The sequence below is a fragment of the Candidatus Agathobaculum pullicola genome, from assembly GCF_052117205.1.
Lineage (GTDB): Bacteria > Bacillota > Clostridia > Oscillospirales > Butyricicoccaceae > Agathobaculum > Agathobaculum pullicola.
The window spans coordinates 1-16,931 of record NZ_JBQKJP010000014.1 but is presented as its reverse complement, the minus strand read 5'-3'; the positions used below and the strand labels follow the sequence as shown (position 1 = coordinate 16,931).

Annotated in this window: 18 protein-coding genes; 3 read left to right on the top strand and 15 right to left on the bottom strand. The window is 53.2% G+C overall.

Features of this window, described 5'->3' with window-relative positions:
* Positions 1–5: 5 nt before the first annotated feature.
* The 9 genes from ACTQ3V_RS06845 to ACTQ3V_RS06805 form a co-directional block, all read right to left on the bottom strand.
* The gene (locus ACTQ3V_RS06845) at positions 6–842 is read right to left on the bottom strand and encodes a triose-phosphate isomerase (protein WP_441466854.1); all 837 of its coding nucleotides are present in this window, start codon (positions 840–842) and stop codon (positions 6–8) included.
* Between the two features lie 12 nt (positions 843–854).
* Positions 855–2,003, bottom strand: coding sequence for a class II fructose-bisphosphate aldolase (locus ACTQ3V_RS06840; RefSeq protein WP_441466853.1), 1,149 nt, complete (start codon positions 2,001–2,003; stop codon positions 855–857).
* Between the two features lie 13 nt (positions 2,004–2,016).
* Positions 2,017–3,159 (bottom strand): N-acetylglucosamine-6-phosphate deacetylase, encoded by a 1,143-nt coding sequence (nagA, locus tag ACTQ3V_RS06835; RefSeq protein ID WP_441466852.1) that lies wholly within the window; start codon positions 3,157–3,159, stop codon positions 2,017–2,019.
* Positions 3,160–3,168: 9 nt separating this feature from the next.
* Positions 3,169–3,984, bottom strand: a complete 816-nt coding sequence (locus ACTQ3V_RS06830) for a sugar phosphate isomerase family (protein ID WP_441466851.1) — start codon at positions 3,982–3,984, stop codon at positions 3,169–3,171.
* A 33-nt stretch (positions 3,985–4,017) separates the two neighbouring features.
* A complete protein-coding gene (locus ACTQ3V_RS06825) occupies positions 4,018–4,683 on the bottom strand; it encodes a response regulator transcription factor (RefSeq protein ID WP_441466850.1) in 666 nt (221 codons plus the stop codon).
* Positions 4,680–6,200 (bottom strand): ATP-binding protein, encoded by a 1,521-nt coding sequence (locus ACTQ3V_RS06820; RefSeq protein WP_441466849.1) that lies wholly within the window; start codon positions 6,198–6,200, stop codon positions 4,680–4,682. Before ACTQ3V_RS06820 ends, ACTQ3V_RS06825 begins: the two co-directional genes overlap by 4 nt.
* A 125-nt stretch (positions 6,201–6,325) precedes the next feature.
* Positions 6,326–7,369 carry an ABC transporter substrate-binding protein gene (locus ACTQ3V_RS06815; protein ID WP_441466848.1) on the bottom strand — a complete coding sequence of 348 codons (1,044 nt, stop codon included), beginning with the start codon at positions 7,367–7,369 and terminating at the stop codon, positions 6,326–6,328.
* A 79-nt stretch (positions 7,370–7,448) separates the two neighbouring features.
* Complete coding sequence (locus ACTQ3V_RS06810) at positions 7,449–8,240, bottom strand: ABC transporter ATP-binding protein (protein WP_441466847.1); 792 nt, start codon at positions 8,238–8,240, stop codon at positions 7,449–7,451.
* On the bottom strand, positions 8,216–9,001 hold the full coding sequence (locus tag ACTQ3V_RS06805) for an ABC transporter permease (protein WP_441466846.1): 786 nt from the start codon (positions 8,999–9,001) through the stop codon (positions 8,216–8,218). The genes ACTQ3V_RS06810 and ACTQ3V_RS06805 overlap by 25 nt, the downstream gene beginning before the upstream one ends.
* Before the next feature lie 355 nt (positions 9,002–9,356).
* Here ACTQ3V_RS06805 and ACTQ3V_RS06800 point away from each other — a divergent pair, with 355 nt between their 5' ends.
* The 3 genes from ACTQ3V_RS06800 (at position 9,357) to ACTQ3V_RS06790 (ending at position 12,088) form a co-directional block, all read left to right on the top strand.
* Positions 9,357–9,503 carry a hypothetical protein gene (locus ACTQ3V_RS06800; protein WP_441466845.1) on the top strand — a complete coding sequence of 49 codons (147 nt, stop codon included), beginning with the start codon at positions 9,357–9,359 and terminating at the stop codon, positions 9,501–9,503.
* A gap of 27 nt (positions 9,504–9,530) precedes the next feature.
* Complete coding sequence (locus ACTQ3V_RS06795) at positions 9,531–11,108, top strand: recombinase family protein (RefSeq protein WP_441466844.1); 1,578 nt, start codon at positions 9,531–9,533, stop codon at positions 11,106–11,108.
* Positions 11,109–11,359: 251 nt separating this feature from the next.
* Positions 11,360–12,088 carry a hypothetical protein gene (locus ACTQ3V_RS06790; protein WP_441466843.1) on the top strand — a complete coding sequence of 243 codons (729 nt, stop codon included), beginning with the start codon at positions 11,360–11,362 and terminating at the stop codon, positions 12,086–12,088.
* A 62-nt stretch (positions 12,089–12,150) separates the two neighbouring features.
* On the opposite strand, the gene ACTQ3V_RS06785 is transcribed toward ACTQ3V_RS06790, so the two are convergent.
* The 6 genes from ACTQ3V_RS06785 to ACTQ3V_RS06760 all read right to left on the bottom strand — a co-directional run bounded on the left by ACTQ3V_RS06785 (position 12,151) and on the right by ACTQ3V_RS06760 (position 16,773).
* Positions 12,151–12,837 carry a hypothetical protein gene (locus tag ACTQ3V_RS06785; RefSeq protein WP_441466842.1) on the bottom strand — a complete coding sequence of 229 codons (687 nt, stop codon included), beginning with the start codon at positions 12,835–12,837 and terminating at the stop codon, positions 12,151–12,153.
* A gap of 3 nt (positions 12,838–12,840) precedes the next feature.
* The gene (locus ACTQ3V_RS06780) at positions 12,841–13,293 is read right to left on the bottom strand and encodes a hypothetical protein (RefSeq protein WP_441466841.1); all 453 of its coding nucleotides are present in this window, start codon (positions 13,291–13,293) and stop codon (positions 12,841–12,843) included.
* A 68-nt stretch (positions 13,294–13,361) separates the two neighbouring features.
* Positions 13,362–13,919 carry a TetR/AcrR family transcriptional regulator gene (locus tag ACTQ3V_RS06775; protein WP_441466840.1) on the bottom strand — a complete coding sequence of 186 codons (558 nt, stop codon included), beginning with the start codon at positions 13,917–13,919 and terminating at the stop codon, positions 13,362–13,364.
* 216 nt (positions 13,920–14,135) lie between these two features.
* Complete coding sequence (locus ACTQ3V_RS06770) at positions 14,136–14,765, bottom strand: manganese catalase family protein (protein WP_441466839.1); 630 nt, start codon at positions 14,763–14,765, stop codon at positions 14,136–14,138.
* Positions 14,766–14,877: 112 nt separating this feature from the next.
* Positions 14,878–15,594 (bottom strand): hypothetical protein, encoded by a 717-nt coding sequence (locus ACTQ3V_RS06765; RefSeq protein ID WP_441466838.1) that lies wholly within the window; start codon positions 15,592–15,594, stop codon positions 14,878–14,880.
* A gap of 312 nt (positions 15,595–15,906) precedes the next feature.
* Entirely contained in the window at positions 15,907–16,773 is an 867-nt protein-coding gene (locus ACTQ3V_RS06760; RefSeq protein ID WP_441466837.1) for a hypothetical protein, read from the bottom strand.
* Positions 16,774–16,931 lie beyond the last annotated feature (158 nt).

Sequence of the window (16,931 nt, the reverse complement as noted above, 5' to 3'; positions counted from 1 at the left end):
TCTCCTTATTTTCCAAGATAGGTCTTAATGATCTCCAGGTACTCATCGGGGTAGAAGCCGATCTCCCCCTGGAAGCGGGTCAGGGCAATAAGCCCTCCGTCGATCTCGTCAATAGAGGCCAGCATTTCGGCGTTGTCCACCTTCAGACCGCCGCCGTACACCACGTCCAGACCGCCTGTCTGCTCCTTGACAAACTTGGCGATCTTGGTGATATAGGGCTTGTCAGCGGGCGTTTTGCCGGGGCCGATGGACCAGATCGGCTCATAGGCGATGACCACTTTGGAGGTGTCCACGCCATCCAAGCCGATGCGCAGCTGATCGCCCAACACCTGCTGCCACTGCTCCTGCTCCTCGCTCTTCTCGCCGATGCAGTAGAGGACGCTCAGGCCCTGCTCAATGGCCAGCTTGATCTCCTGATTGAGCAAGCGATTGACGGCCGCGGTGTCGGTGACGCCGGCCTCAGCCAGCACGCCCATCTTGTCGTTGCGCTCCTCACAATGTCCGATGATGGTAGAGGTGCACCCCATGGCCTTGACGATGGAGGCGGGGCGGTTGGTGGTAAAGGCGCCGAAGTTGCCACCCACGGCGGTATTCATGCGGTAAACGCTCTGAGAGCCTACCTGAACCGGGCTGTTTTCACAGCGGGCAGCCACAGCGCCCAGAATATGGGCCTCGGGGAAATACTGGACAAACTCAGCCTCCGCAGGGTCGTACTTCTTCAAACCCTCCTGCGTATGCTCCACAATATATCTGCCCCAGTCAGCCACCGGAGCAATACGGTTGACGCCGCCAAATTCCACGGGCACGTCAAACCGCTTCAAATTCAGATACAGATGCTTCATTCCGGCCACTCCTTATTTCTTATAGAAGTCAATCATGTCCTCCAAGGACTTCTGCTCCACCAGAGGCGCTCTTCCATAAGAGCCGAAATTGACGATCAGGGAGCCTACGGCCTCCTTCACGCCGGCCTCTACCCTGCTCATCAACTGGGCCACGTCGTCGTCGGGCACGTTGCCGGTGAGAACCGTATCCATGATGGGCGGGAAGAACACGCGGGGATCGAAGGCGGACTTTTTCTCCTCCAGCAGGGCATACACACCACCGATGGAGGGGCTCTTTTGCAGAGCGGGCTGCTGCGCGAACAGCTCTTTCATATTGCGGGTAACAGCCAGACGGATATCGGTGTCCACATTGATTTTGCGGATGCCGCAAGGGATGGCGGAAACCAGCTCATCCACGTTGATGCCATAGGCGTTCTGGATATCGCCGCCCAGGTCGTTGATCTCTTTGACAATGTACTGGGGCACGGTAGAGGAGCCGTGGGACACCAGCGCGCAGAAGATACCCAGACGGTTGATGCACTCCTTGATGGCGATGGGAATTTCCCGGCGAAGCTTGGCGTCCTTGCCCTTGTTGGCGCCGTGCTGGGTGCCATAGGAGATCGCCAGCGCGTCCACCTCGGTTTTCTGGATGAACTCCACCGCATCCAGCGGGTTGGTGTAGGTGGAAGTGGCGGCGAAAACATGATCTTCCTGACCGCCCAGCACACCCAGTTCACCCTCAACAGACACGCCCCGGGCATGCGCGTACTTGACCACCTCACGGGTCAGTTCGATGTTCTGCTCCAGCGGCAGAGAGGAGCCATCGATCATGACGGAGGTGTAGCCCCCATCGATGGCGGCCACGCAGGAGTCAAAGTCCTTACCGTGATCCAGATGGAGCACCACAGGGATGGGAGAATTTTCGCCGTACTTCTTCACGGCGTTGGCAATATTGCGGGCACCCTTCTTTTTGTCCTCCAGCGTGCCGTTGGCAAAGTCCACCCGACCGCCCATGAAGGCGTTGGCCAGGTCGGCGCCCTGCAGGATGGCAGGGGAACGGAAGGTCTCGTGCATCTCGATTACGGCCTTGGCCTGGGCCACGGCGTTGACGTTAAAGGCGCCCTGGGCGTAGTTATACTTCTCAGCGGCTTCCATCAAAGGTCTCAGGGGTACCAGCGGCATAATAAGTTCCTCCTTAATTTTCTCCGGCGTACACGTTGATGCCGGCTACATAGGTTGCTTTTACATTCAAATCCTGATCCAAAATCACCAGATCGGCGTCCTTACCGAGATCGATCGTTCCCTTTCGGTGATCCATCCCAATGAGGCGGGCCGGGTTGGCGGTCAGCAAGGGAAGCACTTTCTCCACGCTCTCCCCCGTAAACTTCACCAGATTCTTCAGGGCCTGCCCGGTGGTCAGGGTGGAACCGGCACGGACGCCGTTTGATACCAGTTTGGCATCGCCATCCTCTACCACCACGTCATTGACGCCCAGCTTATAGTGTCCGTCGGGCAGGCCGGCGGCCTGAATGGAGTCGGTGACCGCCACCACCTTGTCCCAGCCCTTGCAGGCCAGCAGCATCCGGACCGAGCCGGGATGCAGATGACGTCCGTCACAGATGGCCTCGCAGCACACGGGACGCTCCAGCACTGCCCCCATGATACTGGGGCGGTGCTGATGGAACAGGCCCATGGCATTAAACGTATGCGTACAGCAGGCGGCCCCCTTGTCAATGGCGGCGCAGGCGGTCTCATAGTCCGCCCCCGAGTGGCCGATGGCCACGGTGACATGACCGGCGATTTCCCCAATCATATCCACCACCCCCGCTACCTCAGGGGAGACGGTGATATAGCGCACGGCGCCGTCGGCGGCCTGCTGATATTTGCGGAAAAGTTCGGCGTTCCCCTTTTGCAGCAGATGCTCCGGCATGGCCCCCTTATACTCCACCGACAGGAAGGGGCCTTCCAGATGAATACCCATCAGCTGTGCTCCGGTCACCGGAGCGCCCATGGCGGCCTTAGCCTGCTCGATGCACCACAGGGTCTGTTCCTCTGTGTCCGTCAAAATCGAGCACAGCCAGCCCGTAGTACCGTTTTTGGCGAAAAACCGTCCTATCTTGGCCAGATCCTCTGCTGTGGCGGCGTTAACGTCCACCCCGTCGCCGCCATGGGTGTGCAAATCCAGAAAACCGGGGACCAGCATCTGTCCCTCCAGATCCACCACCTCATCGGCCTTCCCGCCGAATCCGGCAATGCGCCCGTCCTGCACCAGCAGATCGGTCTCCTGAAAATATCCATTCACATAAACTCTGCCATGGGTAAAGAGTGTTTTTCTCATAGTCTCACCTCAGAATGGCTGACCGGCTGCAACAGCGTTGGCATAGATGACGGCATCCGGATGGTTTTGCAGCAAAGTGGCAGGGAAATGGGCGGTTACCTCGCCATACGCCGCCTGACGGATCACCGAGCGATGCCACTCCCGGAATACGCCCAGACGAACCTTGCGTGCTCCCAGAATCTGCTTGATCCCGATGGTCACCGCCCGCTTGGGCATGGCGTCAATGGCGCCGCACCGGTCGCCGATGGCATTGGCGGTACGGGTCTCGGGGTTGAGCGAGAGCGCCCGGGTGCCCTGCGCAGCAAACTCTTCTGCGGTCTTGTCCTCACGGGATTCGTTAAAGGCCAGATGCCCGTTGATTCCGATACCGCCGAAGGCGATATCCACGCCCCCCAGCTCTTCGATGAGGCGATCCACATACCCGGGGTCCGCGGGGTTGGGGAACACTCGCTGCTCGGGTGGCATCAGCAGCTCGGAATCCACCTTGGTGTATACGGTGCGCTCCATGAACCCTCGGAAGGACAGCGGACTCTCCTTGTCAATGTAGGTATCATCGTCATTGAGATACTCGTCCATGTTGATAAACCAGCAGTTTTTCAGGCTGACCCGATCTCGGTTCACCAAACGGACAAAGATAGGATACTGGCCCACCGGACCCACAGGGCAGATAAATACGGTCTTCTCCCCTTTCTCGTTGTGGGCCTTGATGGTGTTAATCATCTCCATGGCGATTTCATAAAACACTTCGCCGGAGTCCCCCAGCTTAATCACCGGGATCTTGGCATCCTTGCCCAGATCCTGCGCAGAAATGTGATAATAGTCCATGTGGTTCTTCCTTTCTATAACGGTTTAACAACATTAAAATAGGTGGGATACGTTCAGATCCCGGATGGTATCCACGATCTCCTTGGTGCGGGTACAGCCAAACTTGCGCAGCAGGCTCTTGATCTGTGTCTTGACGGTGACCACCTCCACGCACCGCTGAGCGGCAATCTCCCGTATCTTCTTTCCCTCCAGCAGCAGTCGCACCAGATCCCGCTCGGCGGTGGTAAGCTGAGAGACTGTACTGATGAAGAAGAGCAGGGAGCGCTCCGAGGTACGAAGACGAGAGTACTCCTTGAGCAGCAGGTTCTGTATCTTGCCATCCAGCATGGGCTGGCCAGCGTAGGCGCTGCGGATGTGCTGAAGCAATTCTTCATCCGCACAGCCCTTGACGATATAATCCACCGCTCCCGCGCCCATTGAGGTGAGGATCATGTTATCGGTCTCGTGGGCGGTCAGGAAGAGAATCTTAGCATCCGGCTTCTTCTCCAGAATGTGCTCTGTGGCGTGGATGCCGGCGGTGGTGGTTTCCATCTCGATGTCCATTAGCAGAAGGTCGAAGTCAGTTTCCATGGACAAGGCTTCGATCTCCTTGCCGCTGGCAGCACTCCCCACTACGGTGATGTCCTCCTGCTGGTTGAGGACATCACACAAATCCTCGCGGATCAGGTCAAAGTCCTCTGCAACCAAAATGCGAATCATTCTTTTTCTCCTCCCTTCCTCCGGCGGGCAGTACCATAGCGGGGCAGCAGGACGAAGAAGGAGGCGCCTCCTTCCGGTCTGTTCTCCACCCGAAGAGAACCCAGATGGCTGCGCACAATGGTACGGACATGGTATAGGCCCATGCCCCAGTTGAAGTTGGTATTCTTGCTGGAATAGAAGGGCTCAAAAATATGCTTGAGCGCCTCCGGTTCGATGCCGGTTCCGTGATCCTTGACCTCCAGAACGGTGTACAGCCGTTCTTGGTGGCTCACCAGCTCCACCGGCTTATCCTTCTCATATCCGATGGTGGCCTCCCATGCGTTGATCAGCAGGTTGTACAGAGCCTCGCTCAGATAGTTCTCATCGGCCAAGACTTGGATCTGCCGATCCACCAGCGACCGCACCCGGCCATCCGGGTACTTCTTATGGAACCGATCCAAAGTGATCTCCTCCAGACGGCCCAGCGTCACCGGCACCAGACGCACCGACTTGGCTTTGACCGTGCGGTAAAGCTCCTCCGACCGGGTGATGAGCAGCTCGTTATTGTCACACAGGCTTTCGGCGTAACCGCGCACCTTGTCCAGATTGGGCTCCTCCTTCTGCAGTTCGCCTCGGATACGCTTGTAGAGCACCCGGTTAGCCAGCAGCTGGTTCTTTATGCTATGCACGAATACCGACGCCCCTGTGCGGGCCACGTCGAACTTGCGCTCCAGCACCACCTCGTTCCGGTCGGATACAAAGCTGGTCTGGGTGTAACGCAGCAGGCTGCCCAAGCCGAAAATCCCGCAGACGATGTTGATGACCACCAGGATCACATAGCCCCCCACGCCGAGGGCAAACTGGAGGTAACCTACCCCCTTGATCCAGGTGTAATCATAGCTGTAAAAACGGTAAATCTGACCGGGATCCTGCCCGCAGTAGAGTACGTACAAAACGGACAGCACCGTCAGCGATATCACGATGGGCAAAAACTTACGCCGGGAGAAGCGCATGGTAGTGGAGCAGTATTCCACCACCAGCAGTACCATCGATACCACGACGTAGCACAGCACCCAGCTGTAGGAAAACTGCACCAGTATGTCCTGAGCCACCGGAAACCGTGCCACCAGCGCCCGGTAGACGTTGGGGTAATAGATCACCAGAGAAACCGCCGGCAACACCAGCGACAGCCGACTTAGCAGCGGCGCTTTCCGCAAGGCGGAAAGCATAGAGTACTGAAAGGCCAGCTGCACCAGAAACAGCGGAAACAGATAGCGGCCCAAAGCCACAGTATAGCCCAGCTGCCCAAGTGTTACAAACCGGTACTGAACCCAAGTACGGATCTTCCAGTTGAAAAACAGGAAATTCATAACCTCTTGGGACAAACCGCCCTTTTTGGCAATGAAAATCATCAGCCCCACGAAATAGACCGTCAGGCTCAGGCACAGTCCCATCAGCAGCAGGGTCTCTTTGTTCTTTTTCACACACAGCACCAGAATCGAGCCGATCAACAGCCCTACTGCCAGCAGCAAAAGCATGGCACACCCTCCTTATGTTTACGGTGTCTGATGCTATTGTAGCGTGAGTCGCCCATTTTGTAAATGATCGAATTACGCAGGAAAGGGGCGGCGGTGTTCCGCCGCCGCCCCTTCTTGGGGTCACATTAATAGTTGCCGGCTTCGGTCATCACATCAAAGGCAACGTAGTCCTCTACGGGGCATACATCCGCTTCGGTGATGGATCCGCCGCTCAGCAGATTCTGCTGCTGCAGCTCATAGTAGCCCTTCACAGTACCATCGGCAACGCCTTCCACTACTTCCTTGCCGGTGAGCCAGTCTGCATCGCCGCGCTGGCTGTACATGGTGTCATAATCCAGCTTAGCCTGATCGGCGCACCACTGTGCTACTTCATCCTGATGCTCGTCAGCAGCGTAATCCATCGCCTTGAACAGAGCGCGCACAAAGCGGGTGGCTACGTCACCGTTCTCCTCCAGATATTTGGGAGTGGCGATCCAGCTTGCCAGCGAAACAGTGGTGTCGGCAAAGGTCAGGTTGTCTGTGAGCTTAGTTGCATCCGGCATACCCTCCAGAATGGTCAGGCTGTTGGGCGACCAGGTAGCGCAGGCATCCACGCCGCCGGACATCATAGCAGTCACGATAGAGGGGGCATCCATATCCATGGCCTGAATGTCGTCCATGGTCATGCCGTTGGCGGTCAGAGAGTTGCGCAGGATGTCCTCGCTGGAGGTGCCGGAAGAGTAGGCCACGGTCTTACCCTTCAGATCCTGTACGGTGGTGATGCCAGGGCCGCCGATGAGGGCGTCGCCGTTGGAGATGTGGGACAGGGCGATGATGGTAGCGTTGCCCTGAACGCACAGCTTATGGGCGCCTTGACCGATGTAACCGAAGTTGACCGAGCCATTCTCCATAGCGGCGATGATGGTGGGGCCGTCCTCGAACTGCGTGAAGGTGACGTTCAGACCTTCCTCAGCGAAGTAGCCCTTCTGCTGCGCGGTCATCATGCTCCACATGCCGCCATAGTTCGGCATGTAGCCGATGTTGATGTCCACAGTCTCAGCGGCGGATGACCCGGAACCACCTTCGGCACTCTCACCGCCGGAATTCGTACCCTGGGTATTATTGCCGCAACCTGCCAGCGCACCGCCCAGCATCGCAGTAGCCAGAAGCATAGCAAAAAACTTTTTCACATTGATTCCTCCTGTTTACAATTTTTTGTAGATTCTTTTCCTCTTTTTATTGCAACGGCCTATGCCGTTCCAACCGAACTTATTTCCGAACCTCCAGATACTCCTGATATACCTGACTCCAGATCTCGTTTTTCAGTTCCAGAAAACGGGGAGTCATCTTGGTCTCCTGTGTACGGGGATAAGGAATATCGATGTTGACGATGGACTTGATGCGTCCGGGACGGGCGGACATGATGATGACCTTCTGGGCCAGGATGATGGCCTCCTCCACGTCGTGCGTGATGAAGAAGCAGGTCTTGCGATCCTTCTCCCAAGTCTCCAGCAGCTCGGTTTGCAGCTGGGTGCGGGTCTGTGCGTCCAAGGCGCCAAACGGCTCATCCATCAGCAACACCTCAGGATCTGCGGCGTAGGCGCGGGCAATGGCCACGCGCTGCTTCATGCCGCCGGACAACTCCTTGGGATAGTGGTCGGCGAACTTGACCAGATCCACCTTCTCAAGGTACTTCATGGCCTCGTCCTCCGCCTGTTTTCCCTTGATACCCTTCATCTCCAGCGCGAACATGACATTTTTCTTGACCGTCAGCCAAGGGAATAGAGCGTACTGCTGGAACACTACGCCGCGCTCAGTGCCGGTACCGGTGACCTTTTTGCCCTTGCAGTAGACGGCGCCGGAGGTGGCGTCATGCAAGCCGGCGATGATATTCAGAAGGGTGGATTTACCGCAGCCGGAAGGGCCTACCACGCAGATGAACTCATTTTCATAGATATCCAGATTCACCCCGTTGAGGGCAACCATCTCGCCGTTGCGGGTATTGTACACCTTGCGGACGTTATCAATTTTGACGATCAGATTTCTCTCTTCTCCTGCCATCCCGTCAGCTTCCTTTCCAAGAATTTAATCACTTTTTCCAATGTAATGCCGATGATACCGATGATAATGACGTAGGCCAGCATAGGAGCTGAGTCAAACGTGTTGTTGAGCGAGCGGATACGCATGCCCAGACCGGCCATCGCACCAGTAGATTCGGCTGCAATCAGAGTGGTCAGCGCAACCGATGCACCCAGCCGGACTGCCGTCAGGATGAAGGGCAGGGTTGCGGGGGTGATGACCCGGATAAAGATGTCCTTATCGGTAGCGCCCAGCACCCGAGCGGCTTTGATAAGCGTCTCATCCACATTGATGACACCCTGATAGATGGTCACACACATGATGAGGAAGCAGGCGATGGTAATAACGATTATCTGAGGCCGCCGACCTACGCCGGCACAGATAACGATCAGAGGTACGTAGGCCAGCGGGGGGATGTTACGGACGAACTGAATCCAAGGCTCCAAGATATTACGCACCGGCACGTACCATGCCATCAGGATGGCGACAGGCAGTGCGATGATAAAGCCGATAGCATAGCCCATACCTACCGAAATCAGGCTGCTGCTCAGATCCTGCCAAAAGGCACCTACCTCCACCATGCGCACGAGACCCTCAAAGGTCACAACTACGTTGGGGAATGCCCGGGATGTCTGGGGGACGATGGACATGATATACCAAACCAGCATGGCCACCGCAAAAGAGATCAGCAACCAGACTTTTGGTGGGATCCGGTTAGCCAGGGACGGTTTCTTCTGTTCCATTCTCTTCGCTCCTTCTTACTTTCTATCTGCTGCTTGCAGGATTGAGACAGCTGTACTCAACCCTTTGTATATCCAGTATAGTTGTTTCTGGTAAAATAGGAAGTATGAAGTTTTATCATCCCAAGATCTCTCGCCTTCCAATAAATCCATGCTTTCCCATAAGTTTACTGGTTTACCGGAGTGGAACGCTGATGGCCCATTTGAAAGGGCGTCGGAAAGAGACGGAAAAAGTTTCAAGCTTATATATACATTAAAAAACTGCCGGATGATTTTTTCAAGAGGCAATTTACTTTTTTTAAGCGGACAGGCAAGCGGACAAATTCTATACATACGATGAATACAGGAGGGAACGCGTATGAAAAAAAGAGACTTGCCTGTCGTACATTGTTACTACACCGATGGTGATAAAAGCCTTTCAGATATTTTGGAAGAATCTTTTCGGCTTTATCTTGCACGCGCCCTTGCTGTAACGGAGCAACCCATTGGACAAAATCGGCCGTAAATGGCCGCTTATCCCGGGAGGTCTGGCATGTACTTAGAGATAAGCAACCCCACGGACTACCATGTGGCTTTATACATCAGACTATCAAAGGAGGATGAGAACGAAGGGCCATCCCAAAGCGTTACCAATCAGGCGTCCTTGCTCCAACAGTTCGTTGAGCAGCACCGCTTGTCTGTTTACGATACCTATGTAGACGACGGCTGGAGCGGCACCCGCTTTGACCGCCCCGGTTTCCAGCGGATGATCGCTGACATTGAGGCCAGAAAGGTCAATATGGTCATCACCAAGGACCTCTCCCGTCTGGGACGCGATTACATCATGACCGGCCACTATATGGAGCGGTACTTTCCGGAACACCGGGTGCGGTACATCTCTCTATTGGACGGGATCGACACGGGCGTGGACTCTACCGCCAACGATATCACTCCCTTCCGGGCCATCATGAACGACATGTACGCCAAGGATATCTCCAAAAAGATTAAGTCGGTCAAGCGGGATAAACAGCGGAAGGGACAGTTTATCGGCGGCAAGCCCCTGTACGGATACCGGATGCACCCGACGCAGAAAAACAAGATCGTCATTGACGAGCAAGCAGCTCCGGTGGTGCGGCGCATCTTTGCCTTGGCGCTTTCCGGCATGAGCTGCCGAAAGATTGCGATGACGCTCAATGATGCAGGCATACCCACACCGGCCACCTATTGCGGCTGGAAGGTTAGGAACCCCGGCCCCTACACCGGCTTGTGGAGCGGCGAGCGAATCGCTGAAATGCTGAGAAATGAGACTTACATCGGCAACATGGTGCAGGGACGCATGGTGAAGATCAGCTATAAGTCCAAGAAGTGTTTGCGGCAATCACCGGAAAACTGGGTGGTGGTGGAAGGTACCCACGAGCCGATCATTGACCCGGAAACCTTTCAAAAGGTGCAGATGCTGCTAAAGAGCCGCAAGCACACCCGAAGCCGGACATACGACTTTCTGCTGAAAGGGCTGATCTTCTGCCACGAGTGCGGCTATCCGTTGGCGGTGCTCAACCGCAAAAATGCTGCTGGTGAGGATCGCCTGTTTTTTGTTTGCCGAACCTACCAGCGGTTTACCAAGGCCGGCGTCTGCACCTGCCACTCCATCAAGGAAGAAACGGTAAATCAAGCCGTGCTCGCCAAGGTGCGGGAGATCTGTCAGGCCTATCTCAATCCCGACCGGCTGCGCCCGATTGCGCAAGCGGCCTTAGAGCATGCCGGCAAATCCGCCGGCTGTGAAGCAGAGATACCAGCCCTGCAAGCCAAAATCACGGCTCTGACCACCCATTTGGATCAGATGTACTTGGACCGGCTGGGCGGTCTGCTCTCCGAAGATGACTTCCAGCGCATCTATCAAAAGGTCAAGATGGACCGCACCGCTCTGGAGGAGCGGCTGAAACGCCTGCACGAGCAGGCAAAACAACCGGTGAACATCGATGAAAAAGCCAAGGCGCTGGTCAAACGCTTTTTGGACGCGGCACCGACCAGCCGGGAACTGCTGGTCAGCCTCATCGAACGGGTCGAACTGACCGAGGAAAAAGAGATCCTCCTCACATTCCGCTTCCACGAGCTGGAGGCGATTTCTTAACGGGCATCGTTTACATTAGGCGCGGCGCTATGTATCGCGCATTGAAAAACGCGCGCTGGAAAAGCTGCGCGACGCGCTCCGCGAAAGCGTATAGCTGCACCGGGCATATCCCCCCGCTTTATACAGGCCAATGCTGTGGTGTCGGCGGCCACAGCATCGGTCTGGCCCGTCCCGCACGGATTTATCCGGTCTGATATTGCGGTGCATTGGCAAACATGCTATAATCAACGTAAAAAAGCGAGGGAACACCGATGAAAACGTATTTGAATCAGATTTCGGGCATCGACGACGCAATCGTTTCCATGTTTATGAGCAAACGGTCTTGGACGCGCGAAAAGGAACTGCATATTCGCGAAATTTGCCGCACGGTACTGCGTGCGGACGGCGGCTTGCGGGAGTATGACAGCACACTGGCCGATGCCTTTGCCGAATTCGCAGACTGGATGGACAAGCTGACCAAATGGGGCTGGAAACACACCACCATGCTGCGGTTTATCGATATGTCTGTCACCGTGGAGGGACTGCACCGCGCCGGTCAGGACGACTGGGACGCACACGCCAAGCGCTTTAACAACCGCATCATCCGTTCGAGCACCCGCCTTGCCTCCTTTTCTTACGAGATGTCGGCGTGGTATCAGGACAAAATTCTGCCGACCGACCTTGCTCTGCAGGAGCTTGGGCTTACAGTGCCGCAGACCATCGAGCACGACGGGGTGAAATACGTCAAGGCGGTCAATGGCTATATTCGAGAGGACGTGGCGGACAACCCGGATGTCAAGCGCGGGCTGTATATGCTGAGTATTCCGAGCAACTTCATTTTTAAAATTGACCTGACCGAATGGGGGCATGTTTTCAAGGAACGCAATGCAACCGGTTCCGCTAACCCCGAAGTCAAGCAATGCTGCGAGAGCATCGCCGACCAGATAGAGCAGTTCCACAAGCAGTTTAACCGGGATCTGTTTCTCAAGATTCTCAACTGAATATAAGAGAGACGCGCCACGGTGTCTCCTATCACCAAGCAGCAAAAACGGCATAGCTTTCGCTATGCCGTTTTCTTTTTTCCCTTTTGACATTCCTGCTTCATGGCGAAATAACCCATCAGCACGGCCCATACATAAGCGCAGGTCTTGGGAATCATCAGCATCCCGACCATAGGCACAGCATCGGCCCACAAAACCACCGGAATATAGAACGCAAAGCTCAGCACGATCGTCAGCCACATCCAACGGAAGGCACGGTCATGATGCTTTTTCGCCGCCTGATAAAACAGCACAATGACCACCAGTCCCAAAAGCGCAAAGGGAATGTTCCGGTAAATCCCCCACGAGAGCGGCGCGTCCGCGCGCAGCCACTGATTCTGCGGCATCAGGCACAGAACAATGCGCAGGCCCGCCAAACCATACACTGCTGCCGTCAGACCGCCACGTCCGCTGACCTGATACCTTTGCCGCCAAACACGATACAGCAGCACATAGAAAATGGTCATGGTAATGGAAGTGACGCACTTCCCTATCCCCAGCGCGGCTGTATAGTTTTCCAGACCGGTCGTGCAAAGCGCCACTGCACGCGGCACCAGATGAAAGGCATCGCCGGTTCCCAATATCACAGCCATCCATCCAAACAATCGGAATTGGCGGCTGCCACGACTGCCCCGAATCATCAAAACCCCAACGGTGATGACCAAGGACAGATATACAATATCAAACAGCGTTTCCATCATTGCCTGCATATGTTACACTTCCTTTCCTTCCGCTCGTTTCCGCATGTTGACAGCGTCCAAGGCCGCTTTGCCATAGTTGCGGCCAAACCAGACACCGGCCAGCAGCAGCGCGGCGCCCAATCCGGAATAGAACACGGCGATAAACCGGTCGGGCGCGATGCCGGACACCCGCAGACCGATTCCGCCAGCCATCATCACTGCCATAATACCAAAAGCCTTTCCGTCAAAGAACTTGAGGAAAAATTGCCGCTCCTCTGCATAGCCAGTGATGCGCGCCGTATGCTTGCGCACCAATTTCCCAAAGATAAACTTTTGGAAAATGGCAAAAACCAGCACGGACAGCAGCAGATTCCATACCGTGATATAAGCCGGATAGGCCAGAACGCCGATACGGAAAATATTAAATCCCGCCGCGCACCATACCAGACAGGCGATAAGCAGCAGTGTATTGCGCTTTACTTTCATATTCTGTTTCCTTTCGTGTGAATACCGCTTCGTTTTCGGGACAAAAACCTCCGCGGAACAGTGCTTCATCAATAAAGTGTCCTGCGCACAATTTCCAAAACGACCGAGGGGTCATATTCCTGCCGCTGCAATGCAGACAGCATCAGAGAAAACAGCGCATCCGCGAACTTCTCAGCCGTGAACTGTTCATCGAAGGCATCGGGCCGAATGTTGGTATCCCGCTTCAAAACAGCGCACAATCCGTCCAAAATATGCTCCCATATTTGCTGCATCCGACGTCTTCCGTCCGGCTTATCCTCCGGCATAAAGCCCAAAGAATGCAGCGCAAAAAAGCCGGGATATCGCTTGCAGCCATATTCCATGCGCTCATACATCCAGGCGATACATGTTTGGATATCCTGAAATGCCGCCTCGTCCTCCGGCCGATGGAAAATCTCACACCAGACGCTTTCTACAATAGCGCCGACAAGCTCTGTTTTAGAGGAAAAATAATTGTAAATAGAACCGACCGATACACCGCAGGCCGCTGCAACCGAACGGATATGCACCGCCGACCATCCTTGCTGCTGCATCAGTTCCCGGCTCGTTTTCAGAATTTCTTCTTTTGACGTCACGATGGTATTCATTTTTTCACCCCTATATGAACATTGTTCATTATAGTCTGTCATTACCTGCATGTCAAGCAAAATACTATGAAGCGTATTCATTCGGAAAATCCCCATGTCTGCGCTCCCCTATATTTTTAAGAAAAAAAGGGCGCTGATATTCCATCAGCACCCTTTTCCCTACCTGTATTGATTTTATCTCACGCTTTTGATGTCTGCAAATATCGGCTGCCCGCTTTAGTCTGACGTGACGGCAGTATCCGTCTCCGCAGACACTGCGGTTTTGCGCGCGGTTTTGCGCAGGTCCACCGCGGGATTGAACGCATAGTAGTTTTTGCTGTCCAGATGATCCTGTACGACGCGCAGCGCATCGCCGAAGCGCTGAAAGTGCACAATTTCACGCGCGCGCAGGAACTTGAGCGGCTCTCGCACATCCGGGTTATCAATTAAACGCAGCAGGTTGTCATACGTCGTGCGTGCCTTCTGCTCGGCCGCCAGATCCTCAAACAGGTCGGTAATCGGGTCGCCCTTGCTTTGCAGCGCCGCGGCCGAAAACGGGATGCCTGCCGCGGACTGCGGATAAATGCCGGTCGTGTGATCGACGAAGTAAGCGTCAAAGCCGCCCTCTTTGATCTGCTCCGGGGTCAGATTGCGCGTTAGCTGATAGACAATCGCGGCAATCATTTCCTGATGCGCAAGTTCCTCTGTGCCGATGTCGGTGAGGATTGCCTTACCCTCTTTATAGGGCATAGCATAGCGCTGGTTGAGATAGCGCATCGCCGCTCCAATCTCTCCATCTGGTCCACCTAATTTCAAAAACAGATGACGAAAGTCCGAGGCATACGCCCCGGACTTTTCCGTGTCCAAATGGAACACTGCTGCTTTACAATCTGATCCAATAACGTGTATCTTATCACTAATACCATAATCATCGTCATAGATGTATAGTTTTTAGCAATCAACTTATATGGATACGTTACTAATTCTCACTACCCACAACTTGTGCGTCCGATATTTTGGCTTTTTGCTTTAGCTTGTCAATTATTTCTTGAACGTCAGGCTTCAGTGTCACTGTAATGGAACTGGAATCGTCATGCGACATCGTTGTGCAGCAAAATTTTTTGAGCATAATGGAGAAAGCTGCTTGATCTTCTTCTTTTGATACACTATTTGATAACAAATCAAAGGTTTTCTGAATGGTCGACAAATCGCCATACAACTCATATATTTTTTGTATTTCCGTTGGTTCTAACACATTTGACAATTTTGCAACATTATGAATCCATGCGGCATCTATATATAATTGATGTTTCCTTTTTCTTTTTTTGTAATTCTCCCAATCCAAAACGACGTTAGTCAACATTCTAAGATCGCATGAATGGTATTCCTGCATGAACTTAATGATTTCATTAGATGCAAAGAAAAAATCATAGAATACAACTAGCGCAGTTTCTCGCTCTGTTTTTTCTTCTTTCGTCATATCCACTTTTCTTTGCACCCATAGAGCTCCCACTACAGCTAAAAATGTACCCAAAAGTGCGCCCAATGTTTCTATGTAAATACTCTTATAACCTACATCATCCAATGGCTGCAAAAACCATGTTACCACGAAGCGGATAAACGATAGCCTTAACAATAAAGGCATCGCAACAAATACACAAATAACTATAAGAATCCAGCGCCAAATCTTATTCATCACAAGTTCCCTTCTATTATTTTCTAAGAAATCATCCCATTCCCGCAAGAGCCGTTCACTGTTTCATATTCCAAAGGATCGAGATGCGCCTGCGCCTAATATGAAGCAATAGCGCTCTCCGACGTGATAACCATCGTACACATGATCCATAAAGCGCTGTTCCTGCATTCTCTTGGCAGCCATGTTGATTCCCTCGTTTTGTCTCCTATTATGCGATCATCATACCATACGCTACCCAATAATGCAAATTATTACAAAAAGCCCCGACCATCCGGCCGGGACTTTCTCGTGTCCAATTTGAACACCGTTATTTTATTCTGATACCTGTGCATTCTCTGAACTCATTACGCCATCATCGCTTGCAACCTTATCGGAAACAGCCTCTGGTACCGACACATTCGTTACCGTTTGCGTATCGCCCCACGATTTCATCGCAGGAACTCCATACTGGACAAAGACAACCGACAGAAGTAAGGCCAATGTACAAACATTGAAATAGAACACATAGGGCAGTCTTTTCCGCAATCGATTTAGCGCACGGCATTTGGGTTTCCCATTATTGCAAGTGCAATCAGGACTTTCACACCGAGCATAAATTGGTTTCTCGATGATTTTCGATACGATGTACAGCAACAGAAAGATCGTGTTGAAAATGATAAATCCGCATATACAGCACGCAATCACAAACTTATAGATTCTCGTTTCACTGATGCTGCTCATCGCACCACTCAGGAAAGTCATGCCGCCCATAAATGCCAAAATGACTGCTGCAAAAACGCTTAAAATTGCCAACACATCTGTTTGCGCCCTATTCACCTTTTTGCGAGCTTTCTCTGAATGCTTAGATGCTTCTGCTGATTTTTCCAACGCACTTGCAGCGCGTCGCGCTGCTTCCTCCGCATCCGCACTTGCTCGTTCTTGGTTTTTCTGAGCAACCTGAATTTGGGCATACAATTCCTGCAACCGTATTTCCTGCCCACGTTGTTCATTTATACGAGCCATCTCTAAATTGATATAATCGCATAACTTATAGATTGGCCGATATATTTTAGTATCCTCACTTTGGCCATTAGTAATATACTTATTTTCGATATATGCACTAATCACATTGAGATTATAGATAAGGAATTCTGCTACTCCTTGTTCTGCATCTGACGAAGCAATAATCTCCGATAGCATCGGATGAAATGCAGAGTAACGATGCCGAAAGCCACCACGATATATTTTGATATGCTCCCTCTATGAGAGACAGTGAAATAAAACACTGTCAATCATGGAGGGGGCACTTCTATGTCACAAAAGTCAAAAGTAAGTATTGAAGAAAAGACAAAGATGGT

Bases quoted from the DNA above. Each gene is read 5' to 3' on its own strand.
- ACTQ3V_RS06845 (WP_441466854.1), bottom strand. From the start codon at position 842: ATGAAGCATCTGTATCTGAATTTGAAGCGGTTTGACGTGCCCGTGGAA.
- ACTQ3V_RS06840 (WP_441466853.1), bottom strand. From the start codon at position 2,003: ATGCCGCTGGTACCCCTGAGACCTTTGATGGAAGCCGCTGAGAAGTAT.
- nagA (WP_441466852.1), bottom strand. From the start codon at position 3,159: ATGAGAAAAACACTCTTTACCCATGGCAGAGTTTATGTGAATGGATAT.
- ACTQ3V_RS06830 (WP_441466851.1), bottom strand. From the start codon at position 3,984: ATGGACTATTATCACATTTCTGCGCAGGATCTGGGCAAGGATGCCAAG.
- ACTQ3V_RS06825 (WP_441466850.1), bottom strand. From the start codon at position 4,683: ATGATTCGCATTTTGGTTGCAGAGGACTTTGACCTGATCCGCGAGGAT.
- ACTQ3V_RS06820 (WP_441466849.1), bottom strand. From the start codon at position 6,200: ATGCTTTTGCTGCTGGCAGTAGGGCTGTTGATCGGCTCGATTCTGGTG.
- ACTQ3V_RS06810 (WP_441466847.1), bottom strand. From the start codon at position 8,240: ATGGCAGGAGAAGAGAGAAATCTGATCGTCAAAATTGATAACGTCCGC.
- ACTQ3V_RS06805 (WP_441466846.1), bottom strand. From the start codon at position 9,001: ATGGAACAGAAGAAACCGTCCCTGGCTAACCGGATCCCACCAAAAGTC.
- ACTQ3V_RS06800 (WP_441466845.1), top strand. From the start codon at position 9,357: ATGAAAAAAAGAGACTTGCCTGTCGTACATTGTTACTACACCGATGGT.
- ACTQ3V_RS06795 (WP_441466844.1), top strand. From the start codon at position 9,531: ATGTACTTAGAGATAAGCAACCCCACGGACTACCATGTGGCTTTATAC.
- ACTQ3V_RS06790 (WP_441466843.1), top strand. From the start codon at position 11,360: ATGAAAACGTATTTGAATCAGATTTCGGGCATCGACGACGCAATCGTT.
- ACTQ3V_RS06785 (WP_441466842.1), bottom strand. From the start codon at position 12,837: ATGCAGGCAATGATGGAAACGCTGTTTGATATTGTATATCTGTCCTTG.
- ACTQ3V_RS06780 (WP_441466841.1), bottom strand. From the start codon at position 13,293: ATGAAAGTAAAGCGCAATACACTGCTGCTTATCGCCTGTCTGGTATGG.
- ACTQ3V_RS06775 (WP_441466840.1), bottom strand. From the start codon at position 13,919: ATGAATACCATCGTGACGTCAAAAGAAGAAATTCTGAAAACGAGCCGG.
- ACTQ3V_RS06765 (WP_441466838.1), bottom strand. From the start codon at position 15,594: ATGAATAAGATTTGGCGCTGGATTCTTATAGTTATTTGTGTATTTGTT.
- ACTQ3V_RS06760 (WP_441466837.1), bottom strand. From the start codon at position 16,773: ATGCTATCGGAGATTATTGCTTCGTCAGATGCAGAACAAGGAGTAGCA.